Source organism: Actinocrinis sp. (genome assembly GCF_035946395.1).
In the GTDB taxonomy this organism is placed as follows: Bacteria; Actinomycetota; Actinomycetes; order Streptomycetales; family Catenulisporaceae; genus Actinocrinis.
The window spans coordinates 1-16,143 of sequence record NZ_DASYZI010000459.1; the positions used below are offsets into that span (position 1 = coordinate 1).

Genomic DNA, 16,143 nt, shown 5'->3' on the forward strand with positions numbered 1-16,143 from the left:
CCGCTACCTAGACCGGATCATGGCCAGGATGCCGACGCCTGACGAGGCTGACGCTCTTCACATCGGTGCCGGCATTCCCGTGCAGGAGCACACGCGTACCGGGTACGACGGCGACGCACGAGCTGTGCGGGTCGCTGTCACTGTGCTGCCGGCAGACCGACACGTCATCCAGTACGAACTTGCCGGGTAATCGCATGCTCTGTGTACGCCTGGCGGTTAGCAGGGACGCCGAGCAGGTTGAGGCGCTGCTTACAGAAGCGTCGGCGTGGCTTGCTGGCCGTGGGATTTCGTGGCTTCGCGATGGCCCTGGCCCGGTACCCGAGCGAATTGCGCGCGGTGAAGTCTGGGCCGTCCGAATTCAAGAAGACGGCCCACTCATCGCGACTGTGTCAATCGACGAGATGCCAGATCCAGAGCTATGGGGTCCGCAACCACCCGACGCGCTATACGTTCACCGATTGACCGTGACTCGCACCCACGCTGGCCATGGTATCGGCGCCCTGCTACTCGACTTCGCTGCCGACTATACGGTGCGCGCCGGTCGGACATGGGTGCGGTTAGATACCAACAAGTCCAATACGCGGCTTCAGGCATATTATGCGGCGAACGGCTTCAGACACGTGCGCACAGTAGACCTACCACACCGCGTCTCCGGCGCTCTGTTCGAGCGTAAAGCATGCCTTAGTAGCGCCGTCGACAGGGTTTCTGGCAGACATTTTCACGTTGCCATGACTAGCCTTTAGAGGCTCAGGTTTAGTCCAGCCTAAATTTCTGGCGGAGCATTAGGACCGGCGGCCAAGAATACACCACCGTCGTGCACGCGGTACGGACCGGGCGCGAGTTTTCATTGCTTGGCAGCTCGTCTGATTATGCCGGGAGGCCTGTATGGTCGGCTCGGCGATGACAGCAATGGCCAGCCCGACAGCGGCAAGGCGATCACGCCAGGAACAACGCAAGTGATGGCCAAACTCAGGCGATGCGCCTCAAACCGCTATAAAGAGTTGCGGGAGTGCGTCCAAGGCTTCGCGAACATCGCGGTGCCTCTGGCGTCGGTCAGCCTCAGCTTGTAGGACTGCGGCCAGCGCAGCCTCAAGTTCCGCTTGGGGCACATCCCCGATCTCCGCATCAAGCTCAGCAATAGCTTCGGCGAGCGCAGCAGTGTTTTCGACGACACGATTCTGGTATCCAGTGAGGTCGTCACGGCGCCATGGCGGGGTGTCGAGGCTATCGGGTTTATTCGCCACTCTGGCCTTGGCTTGATCCAGTGACTCCTGGCTATTGTCGAGTTCGACCTTCTTGCTGGCTGCTTTCAATGCCGCATCAGATGCGATGGCTTCGACTGTGAATCCAAATCTGGTAGCCAGGGTGCGCTCTTGCTTGTGCGCTGAGCTGTATTCGTTGCGTCGTATTAGCGGAGCAGTGTCGCGACGTCCATAAAGCCACTCGCGGACGCGGCCATTGAGTACCAAGTCCGCATCCTCTACCGAGAATGATTGCGATGCACCTTCACGCCCGTATGCGAAATCGAACTGCGGAACCCTTACTATATTCGATCGTAGGAGTTCGTCGCCTCCCTGCCAGACATAGTGTCGGTGCGGGCGGTGATCGGCACACTTGTCAGGGTGGTAGTTGACGTATCCCCAGGGAATGCCGTTGAGCGTTCCGTCCTCGGCAATGAGGGCTTCTTCGCGGAGCTGGCGAAATACCGCGAGGGTGACCTGCTTGCCGCTGATCGTGAGCGTCTTAATCTCGACGGCGGCCGTGGCGATCGTGGCATTATGGACAGTGAGTTGTTTTGGCATTCTGTCCCCCTGGCGCAAGGATAGCCCGGCAAATTTGGATCGGGACTGAGCGTAGGAAATACCAGGCGAAGTCGGCGGCGTGGCAGCCACCGGAGTAGTTCGCTACGCCCTAATGATACGCAGCCCGTGATGCGACTCGAAGTCCTCGAAGTCCTTCAGGTTCAGCGTCGCAAGCGGAATTCCGTGAGTGAGGCACACAGCTGCGATCCACATGTCGTTCTGTGGGCGGGGCCGGCCCCGCTGGACAGCGGCAGCAGACAACTCGCCCCAGGTCCGAGCGATGCTGTCGCTGCTGTGGATTGTCGGCATCAAGGTGAGCCACTGATTAAGGCGGGTGCGGTTGTGCGGCGCCCACGAGCGCAGTTCAGCCCACTTGGTCATCTCGCCGAAGGTGACGAAGCAGATCACCGGGCGATAGGCGGAGGACACTCTCGCCAAGATGGGCAAAGATTTGCGCTTGAACTCGGCCGAGGCGACATCGGTGTCGAGCAGAACGGCAGGGGCGCTCACGCCAGGCTCTCGTTGCGCCACTCGCGCACTGCGGCGATGAACTCGTCGATCTCCTCATCGGACTCGAAGGGGTTCAGTTCCGCGAAGTCGGCCAAGCTGTAGTCCGCCCCCGGCTGCTTCTCGCGGATGATCTCCTCCAGCGTCGGCTCATGACGAGGTGGAAACGGCTCCGGCTCTGCGGCGTTCGTCGTCATCGGTACCTCCGGCTCATCCCTGAACAGCCCGCTACTTCTAGGGTACGGCGCTACGGCCGACTCGTGGTCAAATTTCTGCGCCCACCAGCGCGGAGGACTGAGACGGGCCGTCTCGCTTCCCGTCTCAGTTCGGCCCGGTTCGCACGGCCGACTCGGACTGCTCTAGCTGCACGGCAGCTGCCATCTCGGCAGGTCATGCCATTCGTGCAGCTCACTGAACGGTTGCGGCGGATTTTGGAAAGCGTGTTGGGGGCAACCCCTCACGAGTTCAAATCTCGTATCCTCCGCCGGACGAGGCCCCGATCACATGCTGTGATCGGGGCCCCTCTTTAGCTGACCATCCGGCACCATTGCATGCGGTGTCAGATGACGCGGCGTCACCACTGATTCGGGACTTGTTACGTAACGCGGAGCGCGTACACGCGGAGCGCGAGGCTGCCAACCGGTAGGCTATTTGGGTGATCTTCAAGCGGATTGGGGACGGGCGCCCATATCCCGACCACGGGCGTTCGTCACGGGGCTGGGCGGAGGTCGCGCCCCGGCAGGTGCGGCTTGACCAGCTGGTCACCACGCGCCGCCAGTTGGACTTGGACGCGCTGCTGTCCGAGGATTCGACCTTTTACGGAGACCTGTTCGCGCACGTGGTGAAGTGGCGCGGCGAGCTGTTTTTGGAGGACGGCCTGCACCGGGCGGTGCGCGCCGCGTTGCAGCAGCGGACTGTACTCCATGCGCGGGTACTCGACCTCGATTGAAGATTACCGTCGGTAAGTGTCCGGGTACCGTCTGGGCATGGATCTGACGCCTTCTCACCCCGGGCCGTCCGAGGACAAGCCGCTCGGCGAGCCGCCCGCGCAGACCGCCGCGGACGGGCCAGCCGCTTACTCTGCCAACGCCACGGCCACGGACCCACAGCCGGGTCCGCAGGATGAGCCGCTTCAGCTCGACGGGAGCACCGCCTCGCGGTCGGCGAAGGAGATCGGGGGCAAGAAGTTCCGGGTCGGCGCGGAGGACCAGTACGTGCCGTTCCGCCGCCGGACCCGGCGCAGACGCCGCATGATCGCCGCTGGCGCTGCCGGGCTCGTGCTCGTCGGCACCGGAGCTTACGGGGTCGGCACGCTGATCGGCTCACCATCGCAGGTTCCGGCGGCCGGGAGTTGCCCGGCGAGGGCCGACGCTGCCGCAGCAGCAGCCGCGCGGACGTTCGCCGGGCAACTGCCGACGGCGGCTCAGATCAAGCTGAACGTCTACAACTCGACCAACCGCCACGGCTTGGCCGCCGCAGCAGCAGCGGTCCTCAAGCAGCGCGGCTTCACCATCGACAAGGTCACCAACGATCCGCTCAAGGCAAACCTGGGCACCGCCGCCGAGGTGCGCGGCGCTCTGGCCGACGCCGCCGCAATGCGAGTCGTCGCAGCCGAGGTCGTCGGCTCGCAACTACGTGCTGACACGCGTGCGGACAACACCATCGATCTGGTGCTGGGCACCGCGTACACCGCGCTAGCGAGTCCTGATCAGGTATCAGCAGCGTTGAAGCAGGTACAGCAAGCGCGGCAGCCGCAGACGGCACCCCCGAACGCGACGGGTAAATGCAGCTGATGTGCAGCTGATGTGTTGAGCAGCAAAGCGAGAGGGCCGGTAGTCGGTTGATACGACTACCGGCCCTCAGCTGGCGGTGACGCGGGGATTTGAACCCCGGGTGGCTTGCACCACAAACGCTTTCGAGGCGTTCTCCTTAGGCCGCTCGGACACGTCACCGGGGAGAACCTTACCGGACCGGCCGGTGTGACGCGAAAAATTTCTCAAGCAGTTCGTGGGACTCGGCGGCGAGAATCCCCGCGACGACCTCGGGGCGGTGGTTGAGCCGGTGATCGCGCGGGATGTCCCATAGCGAGCCGGCCGCGCCCGCCTTCGGGTCGAAGGCGGCGAACACGATCCGGTCGACCCGGGCCAGCACCGCCGCGCCAGCGCACATGGCGCAGGGTTCGAGCGTGACGACGAGGGTGTGCCCGGAGAGTCGCCACGCGCCTGTTGTCTGGGCCGCCGCTCGCAGCGCAACGATCTCGGCGTGGCCGACCGGGTCGGCGTCCGCCTCGCGTACGTTGCGGCCTCGGCCGACGATCTGGCCCTCTGCGTTGACGACTACCGCGCCGATCGGGACGTCGCCGGTGCGTGGGGCTTGCTCGGCTTCGGCCAGCGCCTCACGCATCCAGGGGGTGTAGCGGGCGACGAGCCAGTTGGGTAGGGCGGGCGGGCCAGATGGGGCGGCGGGGGCAGGTGAGGTGGGGGCGGATGGTGTGGGGGTCATCGGTGTAGGGGTGATCGGAGTGGGGGCAGACGACGTGGTGCTGGGTGACGTCGGGCTCGGCGGCGCAATGTCGGACGGCGCCGGGGTGGGCGATGCTGGGGTGGGCGATGCTGGGTTCGAGTGCGCCGGGGCCGGGGTGGAGGGCAGTGGGTTGGACGGCGTCAGGGTGGACGGCGTCGGGGTGGAGGGCACGGCGTTGGGCGGCACTGAGCTCGACGACGCGGGGGTGGGCGGTGGGGCCGAGGAGGTCAGCGGACTTCCTCTAGCTCGTCTGCGGCGCCTAGGGCTTCGGCTAGGTCGGCCAGTGCTTCTGCGGGTGGCAGACCGCCTCCGCACAGGCCGACCAGCTTGGCCGCGCGGACTCCGAAGTCGGCCAGCAGCTCGGCGTCGCCGGCCGGTCCGGAGCGCCGTGGGCGACGTCCGGCGGGATCGGCGGCGTCGAGGTTAGCTAGGTCTGGTCGGACGGTGGGTTCACCGGTCTCGTCCTCGTCCTCGTCACCGCCACCGTTACTATCCTCGGTGCTGTCTCCGTCGCCGTCGCCGGTCGCGGGTTCCTCGGTGGGGCGGCCGTCCGGGCCGACCGGCACCAGGTCGGCGGACAGCAGCAGGTCCCCGTAGGCCGACCGGGAGACCGCGGCCATGTCGGAGACGAACAGCCGCGGGTCCTCCTCGGCGTCGAGGCGGACCACGGCGAACCACACGTCCTCCTGCTCCAGCAGCAGCACGGTGGTGTCCGGCTCGTCCTCCTCCTCATCGTCCTGCGGGGCCTCCCGCATGAACTCCACCAGCCCGGCGACGTCCTCGATCTCGTCCAGATCGGCGTCGTGGGCCGTCCAGCGGTCCGCTGACCGCGCCAGCAGTGCGGCGAAGTACGCCACGGCGAGCACACTCTCCCCTCGCATCCCATGACCGCGCGGTCGACCAGTCCGCGCGGCCGATCTCACCACTCGAAATCCACTACTCGAACTCAACCATCACGCCACTCGTCCACCTGTTCGTCCCGCCGGGCGGCCAGGGCGAACTGGTCGCCGAATCCGATCCGGGACGCTATCCCCCCGACGGCCTCGCGCAGGCCCAGGTCCCGCTCGAACTGCAACCGCTCGCAGACCGCCGCGAGGTCCAGCGCGCCGAGCCCCAGGTCGGCGAAGATCTCCAGGTCCCCGATCGGCACCTCGGCGGTCTCCCGCGGATCGGCCGCCGGGTGCAGCCGCTCGACCACGTCCCCGGCGATCCGGTCGTCCACGGCGACCGCCACGTTGGACAGGAACAGCCGCACGTCCCGGCCGACCGGCCTGGCCGCCACGAAGTACTCGTCGCCCAGACCGACCAGACCGACCGTAGGGCCCTCCGAGTTCTGCTGGTGCAAGGCGAACAGGAACGCGTCGAGCGACTCGGCCACATGGGGAGGCAGACCCACGGCCGCCCACCGCCCGTCCTCCTGGAAGGCGGCGACGGCGAAGTCCACGAGTTCGTCGTCGAACTCCAGGTAGTCCGCCCGCCGTGCCATGTCCGTCCTCTCCAGCCGATGCGTACCACGAACCGGTGCAATACATGCATCACGCTTCATGAACGATGCTCGCACTTCGCATCGTGACAGATAGCGATGCTCCTCGGCACCGGTTGGAACGTGCGTATCGACGGGATGGTCAGGCAGATCAGGCCGGTGGATCAGTACCGAAAGGTACGGAGTACTCGCGCGTGCAGCTCGGCGGCGCGAGCCCGGCGGGGGGCCACCCGCTTGCGCAGTTCGCGGGCCTCGGCGAGGTCGGCCAGGAACTGGGCGCGGCGCATCCTGCGGTTGCGCTCGGAGTCGGCGTCCTCGGGGTGGGGATGGACGGTGTCGGGCGCACCGGATTTGCCGGATGCGCTGGATACGCGAGGTGCACCGTTGATCTGCTCCGGACCGCCCACCGCAGGCTGGGTGGCGTGGTCGGCGCGTGCGTCGTCGTCGGGGTTCTCGCTCGTCCGGCCGCGGTCGGCCACTTCTGGGCCCCTTTCGTCCTTGTTCGGCCGTTTCCTTCCGCTGTTTCGACCTTACCTGCTCGTCAGGACGGCACAACCGTCTTGAGGGTGATGATTGCCCGCATAGACTCCGTGCATGCGCATCCACGTCGCCGATCACCCGCTGATCGCCCACAAGCTCACCACGCTGCGCGATCTGAACACGGACTCGCCGACCTTCCGGCGGCTGGCCGACGAACTGGTCACCCTGCTCGCCTACGAGGCGACGCGGGACGTGCGGGTCTTCCCGGTGGACGTGGTCACGCCGGTCGCACTGGCCCGCGGAGTACGGCTGGCCGCGCCGAAGCCGCTGGTCGTGCCGATCCTGCGGGCCGGGCTCGGGATGCTCGACGGGATGGTCAAGCTGCTGCCGACGGCCGAGGTCGGGTTCCTGGGCATGGTGCGCGACGAAGGCACGCTGACCGCCTCGACCTACGCCACCCGGCTGCCGGACGACATCTCGGACCGGCAGTGCTATGTGCTGGACCCGATGCTCGCCACCGGCGGCACGCTGGTCGCGGCGATCCGGTTGCTGGCCGAGCGCGGGGCACGTGACGTGACCGCGATCTGCCTGCTCGCGGCGCCGGAAGGCATCGCGAAGCTGGAAGAGGAATTCGCGGACGGGTCGATCCCGGTCACGGTGGTGACGGCCGCGGTGGACGAGCACCTCAACGAGCACGGCTACATCGTCCCGGGGTTGGGGGACGCGGGGGACCGGCTGTATGGAGTTGTGTAGGGCTTTATAGGACATGAGCGATAGAAGGTTATAGAGGGCTAGGTAGGGGCAGGTGAGCGGGGGCTGAGGCCAGGAGGTAAGGCTGGGGGTGGGGGGTGGCCGAGGGTTGGGCCTAGAGGCTCTTTACGGCGGCTACCACCTTGCCGAGACTTTCCTTCGCGTCACCGAACAGCAGCGTGGTCTTGGGGTCGTAGAGCAGCTCGTTCTCGATGCCCGCGAAGCCGGGGCGCAGTGAGCGCTTGCAGAAGACCACTGCGGCCGCCTGGTCCACGTTGATGATCGGCATGCCGTAGATCGGTGCGCCGGGCGTCGTCTTCGCGGCCGGGTTGACCACGTCGTTCGCGCCGACCACGAGGGCGACGTCGGCGCTGGAGAGCTCCGAGTTCGCCTCGTCCATTTCGAGCAGCGCCTCGTAGGGCACGTTCGCCTCAGCGAGCAGCACGTTCATGTGGCCGGGCATGCGGCCGGCGACCGGGTGGATGCCGTACGCCACCTTCACGCCGCGCGCGGCGAGCAGGTCCGCCAGTTCGCGGATCGTGTGCTGGCCCTGGGCCACCGCGAGTCCGTAGCCGGGGACGATGATCACCTTGCGGGCGTAGCCGAGCAGGATGGCGATGTCCTCGGGCGTACCGGAGCGTACGGGGCGGTTCTCGGCGGCTGCGGCCGGTCCGCCGACCTGAGCGCGGAACGCGCCGAACAGGATGCCGGTGATCGGACGGCCCATGGCCGCGGCCATCAGCCGGGTCAGGATCGTGCCGGAGGCGCCGACCAGGGTGCCGGCGACGATCAGCAGCGTGTTGCCCAGGACGTAGCCGGAGGCCGCGACGGTCAGGCCGGTGAATGCGTTGAGCAGCGAGATGACGATCGGGACGTCCGCGCCGCCGACGGGGAGCACGAACAACACGCCTAGGCCGAGGGAGACCAGCATCAGCACGACGAGCAGACCGGTCGAGCGCACCGGGACGCCGACGATCCCGAGCACGATGGCGGCGGCGAAGACGCCCGAGGAGATCCAGCGCCCGGCGGGCAGCACCACCGGCCGGGTCGTCATCAGCTCCTGGAGCTTGGCGAAGGTGATCATCGAGCCGGAGAAGGAGACCGAGCCGACCAGGATGGTGAAGACGGTGGCCACCTGGTCGCCTGCGCTGATGAGCGAGGAGTTGTGCGCCACGGTCAGGAACTCGACCAGGGCGACCACCGCCGCCGCGCCGCCGCCGACGCCGTTGAAGATCGCGACCAGCTGCGGCATCGCGGTCATCTTCACCCGGGTCGCCGCGGGCACGCCGATCACCGCGCCGATCACGACCGCGAGCAGGATCAGGCCGACGTGCTGGAGGTGGCCGGTGCTCAGCGAGATGATCACGGCGAGTGCGGCGCCCGCCGCGCCGGCCCAGTTGCCGTAGCGGGCGGTGCGCGGCGCGGACAGGCCCTTGAGCGCGAGGATGAAACAGACGGCGGCGATCAGGTCGCCGAACAGGACGCCGTTGCTCATCGCCGGTCCTCACTGCGCTTCGCGGAGAACATCCGCAGCATCCGGTCGGTGACCACGAACCCGCCGACCATGTTGACCGTGCCGAGCACGACCGCGATCAGGCCGAGGATGATCTGCACCGGGCCCGAGGCGGTACCGGTGATCAGGATCGCGCCGACCAGGACGACGCCGTGGATCGCGTTCGCCCCCGACATCAGCGGGGTGTGCAGGATCGCGGAGACCTTGGAGACCACCTCGAAGCCCACGAACACCGCGAGCACGAAGATGGTCAGCAGGCCGACGCCGCCGATTTGGTTCGCCACGCGCTTCTACTCCCCTTGCTCGGGTTCGTCGGTCCGGTCGGGTCCGGGTTGCGCTGCGGGCTCGGTTTTCACCGCCGGCTCGGGTTCCGGCTCGTCGGGGGCCAGCGCCTTGCGCACGGCTTCGTGCACGAACCGGCCACCCTGCGTGACCCGGGAGCCGCTGAGGATCTCGTCCTGCTCGTCGCCGGCCTTCAGCAGGGCGACGAACGCCGAGATGTTCGCCCCGTAGAGCTTGCTGGCGTGCACCGGCAGCTGCGAGGGCACGTCCGCGCCGCCCCACACCGACACGCCCCCGAACACGCCGGTCTCGCCGGGCTTGGACAGCGCGCAGTTACCGCCGCTCTGCGCGGCCAGGTCGACCACGACAGAACCGGGGCGCATCTTGGCGACCATCTCCTCGGTCACCAGCAGCGGTGCGGTGCGCCCGGGGATCGCCGCGGTGGTGATCACCACGTCGGCATCGGCGACATACGGGGCGAGCGCCGCGTGCTGCCGACTGGCGAAGTCGGCGCTCTGGCTCTTGGCGTAGCCGCCGGTGCCTTCCTGAGTCTCAAGATTGAGCTCGATGAACGTCGCGCCAAGCGAGCGCACTTCGTCCGCGGCGGCCGCGCGCACGTCGTAACCGCTGACCACCGCGCCGAGGCGGCGGGCCGTCGCGATCGCTTGGAGGCCCGCGACGCCGGCGCCGAGCACGAGGACGCGAGCCGGCGGGATGGTGCCGGCAGCGGTCATGAACAGCGGGAAGAAACGCGGCAGCAGGTCCGCGCCGACGAGTGCCGCGCGATAACCCGCGACAAGCGCTTGAGACGACAACGCGTCAACGCTCTGCGCGCGGGAGATACGGGGGACGAGTTCGAGTGCGTACGTAGTGACGCCATGGTCACGCGCAGTCAGCATCGCGCGATGCTCTTGGAAAGGGTTGAGCAGGCCAAGCAGGCTGGAACCGGGCCGCATGGCGGTGATGACGGACGCTTCCGGAGGGTTGACCACCGTCAACAGATCGACCTCGGCGGCGATGCTTTCCGCGCTGTCGGCTATCTGCGCACCGACGGCACGGTAATCGTCGTCAGTGGCATGAAGGTGGCGACCCGCGCCCGCCTGCACGATCACAGTCGTGTCCTCGGCGGCGCACAGCGCGGTCACCGCGTCGGGCGGCAACGCCACCCGACGCTCACCCGGCCTGCTCTCCGACAGCACTCCGATACGCATGGCGTGCACCGTACCTGTCCGGTAGGAGCCGGGGGAAGGCACCTCGTGAAAGTATTGTCGCCTGAGACAGGTCACCCGACCATTGCCGAGCGGGCGCTGACCGGTAAGCGCGTGACGCAACCGAACGGCCGGACGAATCGTTGTGTTCCGGGAACTATCGGGCGATGACGGCGGCCACCTTGTGCCACTTCGGTTTCCGCACCGGGTGCGACCGGGTAACCCTCTAGAAGTCAGCCGGTAAGAAGCAGATCAGGATACGCTGGTACCGGAGAGGCTTAGTGCAGCACGTGGTCCGTCGTCAACGGTCTGACCCGCACGGTTCCACTAGTCGGACCGGTATAGCCGGCGGTGTCGCGTTCGGAGGGGAGTCACCATCAAGATGCCGAAGATTCAGCCGGCCATCCAATGGGGCATCGCACTGTTCTTACTGTTCTGGATCGTGCACGACCCGGTAACGACGTCGAGCTTCGTCGAGGACGCGTTCAAGATCGTGTCGAACTTCTTCCACGACATAGGCAACATCGTCAGCTTCCACAGCAACGTCCACTAACGGCGGCCGTCAACGCATGACCATGTTCCCGTCCATCGCGGCCAGCGAGGCTCCGGCCCACATCCGCAAGTACCTCGACCCGGGCGAGAAGCTGGTGAAGTACACCAGGTTCCACTGGGCGCAGCTGATCCAGCCGGTCGCGCTGATCGTCGCGGGCGCGTTCGCGACGATAGGCGTCGACGTGACGCAACCGGTGAAGACCGGTAACGCGCTCAACGTCGCGTGGATCCTGTGGGGCTTGTGGGTGCTCTGGGTCATCGCAACGATCTGGGATCTGCAAAAGGCGATGGCGCTGCGCAAGGCGGACGCGCGCACGCAACTGTTCGCCACGGTCGTCGTCGCGGCCATCGCCTACGGGATCTCGTGGCTGGTGCAGAACAAGCGGTTCGGCGTCGGCGGGATGCTGCTGATCGTGCTGCTGATCGTGATCGGCTGGGCGCTGATACAGGTCGCCGAGTGGGCCGACCGCTTCTTCGTGCTGACCAACAAGCGGATCGTGGTGATCGAGGGGATCGTCGCCAAAACGGTGCGCACGATGCCGGTCGGCAAGCTGACCGACATGGCCTACCGGCAGAGCGCGATGGGCAAGGCGCTGGGATTCGGCCTCTTCGACGTCGAGTCGGCCGGACAGGACCAGCCGCTCAAGCTCATCCCCTTCGTCCCCGATCCCGACAACATCAACATGCAGATCACGCACCTGCTGTTCGCCGGCAGCCCGAAGCCGAACCCGAAGAACATCGTGATCGGCGGGCAGGTGAACCCGAACGGCGACGTGTCACTGACCGGTCAGATGGACGGTTAGGGCGTGTTCGGGCAGCAGAGTCGGTGCGGGCGAGGCAGGCACTAGCCTTTCCCGCATGATCCGACACATCGTGCTGTTCAAACTCAAAGACGGCCTGACCCGCGACGATCCGCGGGTACAGGCCGCTTCTGCCGCGCTGACCGCGCTCGGTCCGACGCTCGCGCCGGTGCTGTCCTGGGAGACGCACTGGTGCTTCGGATCACGCCCGGTCTCGAACGACTTCGCGCTGATCTGCGACGTGGCCGACGAGGCCGGGCTCACGGCCTACCTGACCGATCCGGAGCACCAGAAGGTGTCGGCCGCGCTGGGCGAGGTGTACACCGTCTCCGTCGGCGACTTCGTGGTGCCGTGAGCCGGGCAAGCGCGGCTAGATGAGGTCTTCCGGCACGGCGTCGAGGGTTTCCAGGATCGCGTGCGCGAGGGCGCGTGCGGTCTGCGCAGTGAGTTCGACCGCGACCCGCGCACCGGCGCCGCGTTCCGGATTGCGGAAGTCGATGTTCAGCGTGTGTTCGGCGGCGGCGTGCACGGGGTGGTCGAAGTAGACGGTCGTCTCGCTCAGCGTGAACCAGCCGTCGGCGCCCTTGGCGCTGCCGGCGGCGTCAAGCTTGGCCGTGATGTAAGTGCACATCGATAGCTCCTAAGCGCTCAGGTACTTGCCGAAGAACGCTTCGATGCGCTCCCAGCCGTCCTTGGCGGACTGCGGGCGGAACGCGGGCCGCTCAACGGCAAAGAAGGCGTGGCCGGCGTCGTCGTAGGTGTGGAACTCGAAGCTCTTGCCGTGCTCGGTCAGGAGGTGTTCGAGCTGCGCGACCTCGTCGGGCGAGGGGTACGAGTCCTGCGCGCCGAACAGGCCGAGCAGCGGGCATCGCAGGTCGGCCAGCCTGTTTTCGAGCGTGGACACGTTGCGCATCGGGTGGCCCTCAAGCGCCGACGGGTCTCCGGTGACGAAGGCGCCGTAGCAGTCGACGGCCGCGTCGAGCGGCAGGCTGCACGCGGCGAGCACCGACTGACGGCCGCCCGAGCAGTAGCCGATCACGCCGACCTTGCCGTTGGCGTTCGGCAGCGAACGCAGGTACTCGGCGGCGCCGGCCACGTCACCCACGAGGCGCTCGTCCGGGACGCCGCCCTTGGCCCGGCCGGCCGCGGCGGCGTCGTCGGGAGCGGCGCCGGGCGCGTCGTGCCAGAACAGGTTGGGCATCGCCGCGTTGAAGCCGAGATGGGCGAAGCGGCGGACGATCTCCTTCGTCTGGTCGTCGTATCCGGGCAGGTGGTGGATGACGACGACGCCGCCGCGCGGGTGCGAGTCCTGCGGACGCGCGGTGTAGGCCTCGATCTCGGCGCCGCCGTGTCCGGTGATCCGCTCGGTGGCGGAGATGAATGCATCACTCATGGGGCACATCTTCCACCCTTTCGCCCACCGATCGGTAGCCAGGCTAAGAGTCGGCCCTCCAACTCGTGACCACGTAGGGGGCGAAGGCGGTCACAGCCGCTGCGCTACCATGCGGAAGTCATGGATACCGCAGCTAACGGCCGGGCAACGCGCCTGATGTCCCTGCTCAACCGGCCGGTCATCCTGCTGGCGGCCGGGCTCGGGCTGTCCGCGGCCGCGGGTTCGGGATTCCTCGCCGTCGTCAACCACTCGCTGGACCCGGCACTGGTCGTGCCGTTGCCCGGACTCTACTTCCTGCTCTCCGCGATCGGTACCGGCATGTTCGCCGCGTTCGAGCAGGAGATGACCCGCGCGGTGAGCCGGGCACTGGCACTGGGCCACGACGAGTCGCAAGTCATCCGGCACCAGGTGCGCAACGCGGCCTGGGTCGGGGTCGGGACGATCGCGGCCGTGTGCGCGGCCAGTCCTTACATGACCCGGCACTGGATGCACGGGAACTGGGTCGTCTTCGCCGAACTGGTGCTCGGACTGGTCTCCATCTGGGCGGCGTTCCTGGTGCGCGGCGTGCTCTCCGGGCGTCAGCAGTTCCGCTCGTACGCGATCACGATGGTGGTGGAAGGCCTGGCCCGGCTGGTGCCGAGCATCCTGCTCGCGGTGTCCGGTTACGGATCCACCTGGGCTTACGGACTCGTCTTCGCGCTGGGTTCGGCGGCTGCGGCCGTGTCGGGGCTGTTCGTGGCGCGCGCGCCGATTCCGGTGGCCGCGCCGGAGGGGGCCGCGGCGAGCGGCGAGCCGGAGACCGCGAACCAGGCCGCGGCGCGGCTGGCGCGGCTGACCGGCGGAGTGCTCGCCGGCCAGGTGCTGATGTACGCGGTGCCGCTGGTCGTCACCAGCAGGCTCACCGCTCCCAAAGACGCGGCGCTGGCGGTCGCGGTCAGCTCCGCGATCGGGCTGACCCGGATGGCGCTGCTCATCCTGTTCCCGCTCCAAGCCCCGCTGCTGCCGAAGCTCACCGCGGCGGCTGCGCACGGCCGGATGGACGCGGTGCGCCGGACCACCGCCGCGCTGGTCGCGGTGTGCGTCGGCGCCGGGCTCGCCGCGATCGCCGGGACCGGCCTGTTCGGGCCCTGGGTGCTGCGCACGATCATGGGCACGCGGGCCGACTTGTCCGCCGGGTTCCTGATGGAGTTGGCCACCGGCACGCTGTTCCTGCTCGTCGCGAACGTGTTGCAGTCGGCGCTGACCGCGTTGAACCGGCAGCAGACCGTGTTGGTCGCCTGGAGCCTCGGCGTGGTGACGATGATCGCGGTGTTCGCCGTACCACTCGGCCCGCTGACGACGGCCGCGGTCGCCTCGATGATCGGGCCGGTTGTGACGGCGGCGCTGATGACCGCCGACGTGCTGCGCGTGACGCGCCAGCCCGTGCAGGAGGCCGGGTCGCAGGGGTCTGAACCAAAGGAGTCCGGGTCACAAGGGTCAGGCCCGCAAGAGCTGGGGCCTGACGGGAAACTTCCCGCCAGGCCCCAGGACCGTTCAGTTCGACGTATTGTCGGTTCGCGTTAGCTTGAGTTTTTAGGCTTCTGATTCGGTCTTGGCTGTTGGTGTCGTGTCTGGTTTCCCCGGGTTCTTGCCGGATGTGTAGCGTGGTCGCGGGGGTCGGATGGTGCCCCGGGGCCGTCCCGGTCCCGGCGTGGTCTTTTTCTGCGCGCTGGTGGGATTGGGCAGGTCCGGCTGGATGCGGCGAAATTCGCGGCGGACCCGGGCCGGGGTGGGCGGCGCGTCGGGGCGTACGGCGCGTTCCCACGGGCGGGGCCGGTCGGCTACAAGTCCCCGGGCCAGGCGCAACTGGGTGTAGGCGGCGATCAGCAGCCAGGTCCAGGTCTCCGCCTGGCTCGGCTGGAGCGGGTGATACCGGGTCCAGCCGAGTGTCTGCTTGAACAACCGGAACATGTGCTCGATATCGAACCGGCGCAGGTATGCAGACCAGGCCTGATCCACCTGCTGCGCGTCGGCCTGCGGATTCGAGCACCACAGCCACACTGGCTTGGGCGCGCGGTTTCCGGGCAGGCGCTCGACGCTCAAGTGGATCACGGTGCCCTCCACCAGGGGCAACTCGCCCTCGTGCCCGTCCCAGCCGCTGCGCTCGCCCAGCCGTGGATGCAGCCGCCACCAGGCCTGCGTACCCGCCGTCCCGTACCGGGTGCCCTGCGTGCAGGTGGCCTGATCCGGATCGCCCCATGTCGCCGGGTCGGTGAACGCGAATCTGGCTCCGTGCCGCGCCGGGCGCCCGCGCCCCGGCTTGCGCGCCGGGGCCGGTCGGTGGAACACCCGGTCCGCGCGCACCCGCCCGACCAGCTCGACCGGCAGGCCCGCCAGCAGGAACGCGAGGCGGGCCACGTCGTACCCGGCGTCCACCGCGATCACGATCGGTGGGTCGCCGCAGCGCCACCAACCCGCCGTCACCAGCCGCTCGACCGCCTGGCGGATCTGCACCGCGCTGACCTCGGTGACATCATCGGCTGGCGCGATGCGCGCCGCGTCGAGCACCGCCGTGAACGAACCCGGCCCCGCCTGCAGCGCGACCAGGAACGAGAACGGCCATCCCGCCTTGGTATGCCGCTGACCATCGCAGGAACAAGAGCCCTGCGTGTGCAACCGCTCCGGGCTGGTCGCCGCATACGGCCGCGGATAGCCCGACACGTCCAGCGCCAGACGCACACGCCCGTCCCGGCTACGCGGCGGGGACAGTCCCGCCAGCGACCGGCGTAACCGGACAATATCGACCCGCGCCCGCGCCAGGGCGAGATACAGCATCTGGTGCCCGCGCCGATGCACCGGTTCGAGCGAGAG

General features: G+C 67.7%; 22 protein-coding genes and 1 tRNA gene. 9 read left to right on the forward strand and 14 right to left on the reverse strand.

Annotated features, from left to right (window positions below; genetic code table 11):
* Both VGS97_RS29105 and VGS97_RS29740 read left to right on the forward strand, forming a co-directional pair.
* The coding region (locus tag VGS97_RS29105) for a UTRA domain-containing protein (RefSeq protein WP_326856897.1) at positions 1-190 on the forward strand (190 nt) is incomplete at its 5' end.
* Between the two features lie 4 nt (positions 191-194).
* The gene (locus tag VGS97_RS29740; RefSeq protein WP_349262313.1) at positions 195-743 is read left to right on the forward strand and encodes a GNAT family N-acetyltransferase; all 549 of its coding nucleotides are present in this window, start codon (positions 195-197) and stop codon (positions 741-743) included.
* A gap of 240 nt (positions 744-983) precedes the next feature.
* On the opposite strand, the gene VGS97_RS29110 is transcribed toward VGS97_RS29740, so the two are convergent.
* The 3 genes from VGS97_RS29110 to VGS97_RS29120 all read right to left on the reverse strand — a co-directional run bounded on the left by VGS97_RS29110 (position 984) and on the right by VGS97_RS29120 (position 2,506).
* Complete coding sequence (locus VGS97_RS29110) at positions 984-1,802, reverse strand: hypothetical protein (RefSeq protein ID WP_326856898.1); 819 nt, start codon at positions 1,800-1,802, stop codon at positions 984-986.
* A gap of 102 nt (positions 1,803-1,904) precedes the next feature.
* Entirely contained in the window at positions 1,905-2,312 is a 408-nt protein-coding gene (locus VGS97_RS29115; protein WP_326856899.1) for a type II toxin-antitoxin system VapC family toxin, read from the reverse strand.
* Positions 2,309-2,506, reverse strand: coding sequence for a hypothetical protein (locus VGS97_RS29120; RefSeq protein ID WP_326856900.1), 198 nt, complete (start codon positions 2,504-2,506; stop codon positions 2,309-2,311). The genes VGS97_RS29115 and VGS97_RS29120 overlap by 4 nt, the downstream gene beginning before the upstream one ends.
* 458 nt (positions 2,507-2,964) lie before the next feature.
* Here VGS97_RS29120 and VGS97_RS29125 point away from each other — a divergent pair, with 458 nt between their 5' ends.
* Both VGS97_RS29125 and VGS97_RS29130 read left to right on the forward strand, forming a co-directional pair.
* A complete protein-coding gene (locus VGS97_RS29125) occupies positions 2,965-3,258 on the forward strand; it encodes a type II toxin-antitoxin system VapB family antitoxin (RefSeq protein ID WP_324842474.1) in 294 nt (97 codons plus the stop codon).
* A gap of 16 nt (positions 3,259-3,274) precedes the next feature.
* Positions 3,275-4,102, forward strand: coding sequence for a LytR C-terminal domain-containing protein (locus tag VGS97_RS29130; protein ID WP_326856901.1), 828 nt, complete (start codon positions 3,275-3,277; stop codon positions 4,100-4,102).
* Positions 4,103-4,173: 71 nt separating this feature from the next.
* Here the strand turns inward: VGS97_RS29130 and VGS97_RS29135 are convergent.
* The 5 genes from VGS97_RS29135 to VGS97_RS29155 form a co-directional block, all read right to left on the reverse strand.
* A tRNA-Ser gene (locus VGS97_RS29135) sits at positions 4,174-4,261 on the reverse strand.
* Between the two features lie 10 nt (positions 4,262-4,271).
* A complete protein-coding gene (locus tag VGS97_RS29140; protein ID WP_326856902.1) occupies positions 4,272-4,811 on the reverse strand; it encodes a nucleoside deaminase in 540 nt (179 codons plus the stop codon).
* 248 nt (positions 4,812-5,059) lie between these two features.
* Positions 5,060-5,713, reverse strand: coding sequence for a hypothetical protein (locus VGS97_RS29145; protein WP_326856904.1), 654 nt, complete (start codon positions 5,711-5,713; stop codon positions 5,060-5,062).
* Between the two features lie 65 nt (positions 5,714-5,778).
* The gene (locus VGS97_RS29150) at positions 5,779-6,318 is read right to left on the reverse strand and encodes a tRNA adenosine deaminase-associated protein (RefSeq protein ID WP_326856905.1); all 540 of its coding nucleotides are present in this window, start codon (positions 6,316-6,318) and stop codon (positions 5,779-5,781) included.
* A gap of 161 nt (positions 6,319-6,479) precedes the next feature.
* Positions 6,480-6,794 (reverse strand): hypothetical protein, encoded by a 315-nt coding sequence (locus VGS97_RS29155; protein ID WP_326856906.1) that lies wholly within the window; start codon positions 6,792-6,794, stop codon positions 6,480-6,482.
* 115 nt (positions 6,795-6,909) lie between these two features.
* On the opposite strand from VGS97_RS29155, the gene upp reads away from it, so the two are divergent.
* Positions 6,910-7,548: a uracil phosphoribosyltransferase gene (gene upp / locus VGS97_RS29160; protein WP_326856907.1), complete on the forward strand. Its 639-nt coding sequence runs from the start codon at positions 6,910-6,912 to the stop codon at positions 7,546-7,548.
* 112 nt (positions 7,549-7,660) lie between these two features.
* Here the strand turns inward: upp and VGS97_RS29165 are convergent, their stop codons facing one another.
* The 3 genes from VGS97_RS29165 to VGS97_RS29175 are packed head-to-tail and all read right to left on the reverse strand — an operon-like array spanning position 7,661 to position 10,551.
* Positions 7,661-9,040, reverse strand: coding sequence for an NAD(P)(+) transhydrogenase (Re/Si-specific) subunit beta (locus VGS97_RS29165; RefSeq protein ID WP_326856908.1), 1,380 nt, complete (start codon positions 9,038-9,040; stop codon positions 7,661-7,663).
* Complete coding sequence (locus VGS97_RS29170; protein WP_326856909.1) at positions 9,037-9,342, reverse strand: NAD(P) transhydrogenase subunit alpha; 306 nt, start codon at positions 9,340-9,342, stop codon at positions 9,037-9,039. The genes VGS97_RS29165 and VGS97_RS29170 overlap by 4 nt, the downstream gene beginning before the upstream one ends.
* A gap of 6 nt (positions 9,343-9,348) precedes the next feature.
* On the reverse strand, positions 9,349-10,551 hold the full coding sequence (locus VGS97_RS29175) for an NAD(P) transhydrogenase subunit alpha (protein ID WP_326856910.1): 1,203 nt from the start codon (positions 10,549-10,551) through the stop codon (positions 9,349-9,351).
* Between the two features lie 379 nt (positions 10,552-10,930).
* Between VGS97_RS29175 and VGS97_RS29180 the strand changes: the two genes are divergently transcribed.
* Genes VGS97_RS29180 through VGS97_RS29190 form a run of 3 tightly spaced genes read left to right on the forward strand, consistent with a single transcriptional unit; the run spans position 10,931 to position 12,255 of the window.
* Positions 10,931-11,101 (forward strand): hypothetical protein, encoded by a 171-nt coding sequence (locus VGS97_RS29180; protein WP_326856911.1) that lies wholly within the window; start codon positions 10,931-10,933, stop codon positions 11,099-11,101.
* 16 nt (positions 11,102-11,117) lie between these two features.
* A complete protein-coding gene (locus VGS97_RS29185; protein ID WP_326856912.1) occupies positions 11,118-11,903 on the forward strand; it encodes a PH domain-containing protein in 786 nt (261 codons plus the stop codon).
* 55 nt (positions 11,904-11,958) lie between these two features.
* The gene (locus VGS97_RS29190) at positions 11,959-12,255 is read left to right on the forward strand and encodes a Dabb family protein (RefSeq protein WP_326856913.1); all 297 of its coding nucleotides are present in this window, start codon (positions 11,959-11,961) and stop codon (positions 12,253-12,255) included.
* A gap of 15 nt (positions 12,256-12,270) precedes the next feature.
* Here the strand turns inward: VGS97_RS29190 and VGS97_RS29195 are convergent, their stop codons facing one another.
* Positions 12,271-12,531 carry a DUF6295 family protein gene (locus VGS97_RS29195; RefSeq protein ID WP_326856914.1) on the reverse strand — a complete coding sequence of 87 codons (261 nt, stop codon included), beginning with the start codon at positions 12,529-12,531 and terminating at the stop codon, positions 12,271-12,273.
* 9 nt (positions 12,532-12,540) lie between these two features.
* Entirely contained in the window at positions 12,541-13,293 is a 753-nt protein-coding gene (locus VGS97_RS29200; RefSeq protein ID WP_326856915.1) for a dienelactone hydrolase family protein, read from the reverse strand.
* Between the two features lie 120 nt (positions 13,294-13,413).
* Between VGS97_RS29200 and VGS97_RS29205 the strand changes: the two genes are divergently transcribed.
* Positions 13,414-14,856: a hypothetical protein gene (locus tag VGS97_RS29205; RefSeq protein WP_326856916.1), complete on the forward strand. Its 1,443-nt coding sequence runs from the start codon at positions 13,414-13,416 to the stop codon at positions 14,854-14,856.
* A gap of 9 nt (positions 14,857-14,865) precedes the next feature.
* Here VGS97_RS29205 and VGS97_RS29210 read toward each other — a convergent pair.
* A partial coding sequence (locus tag VGS97_RS29210; RefSeq protein WP_326856917.1) for a transposase occupies positions 14,866-16,143 on the reverse strand: 1,278 nt, incomplete at its 5' end.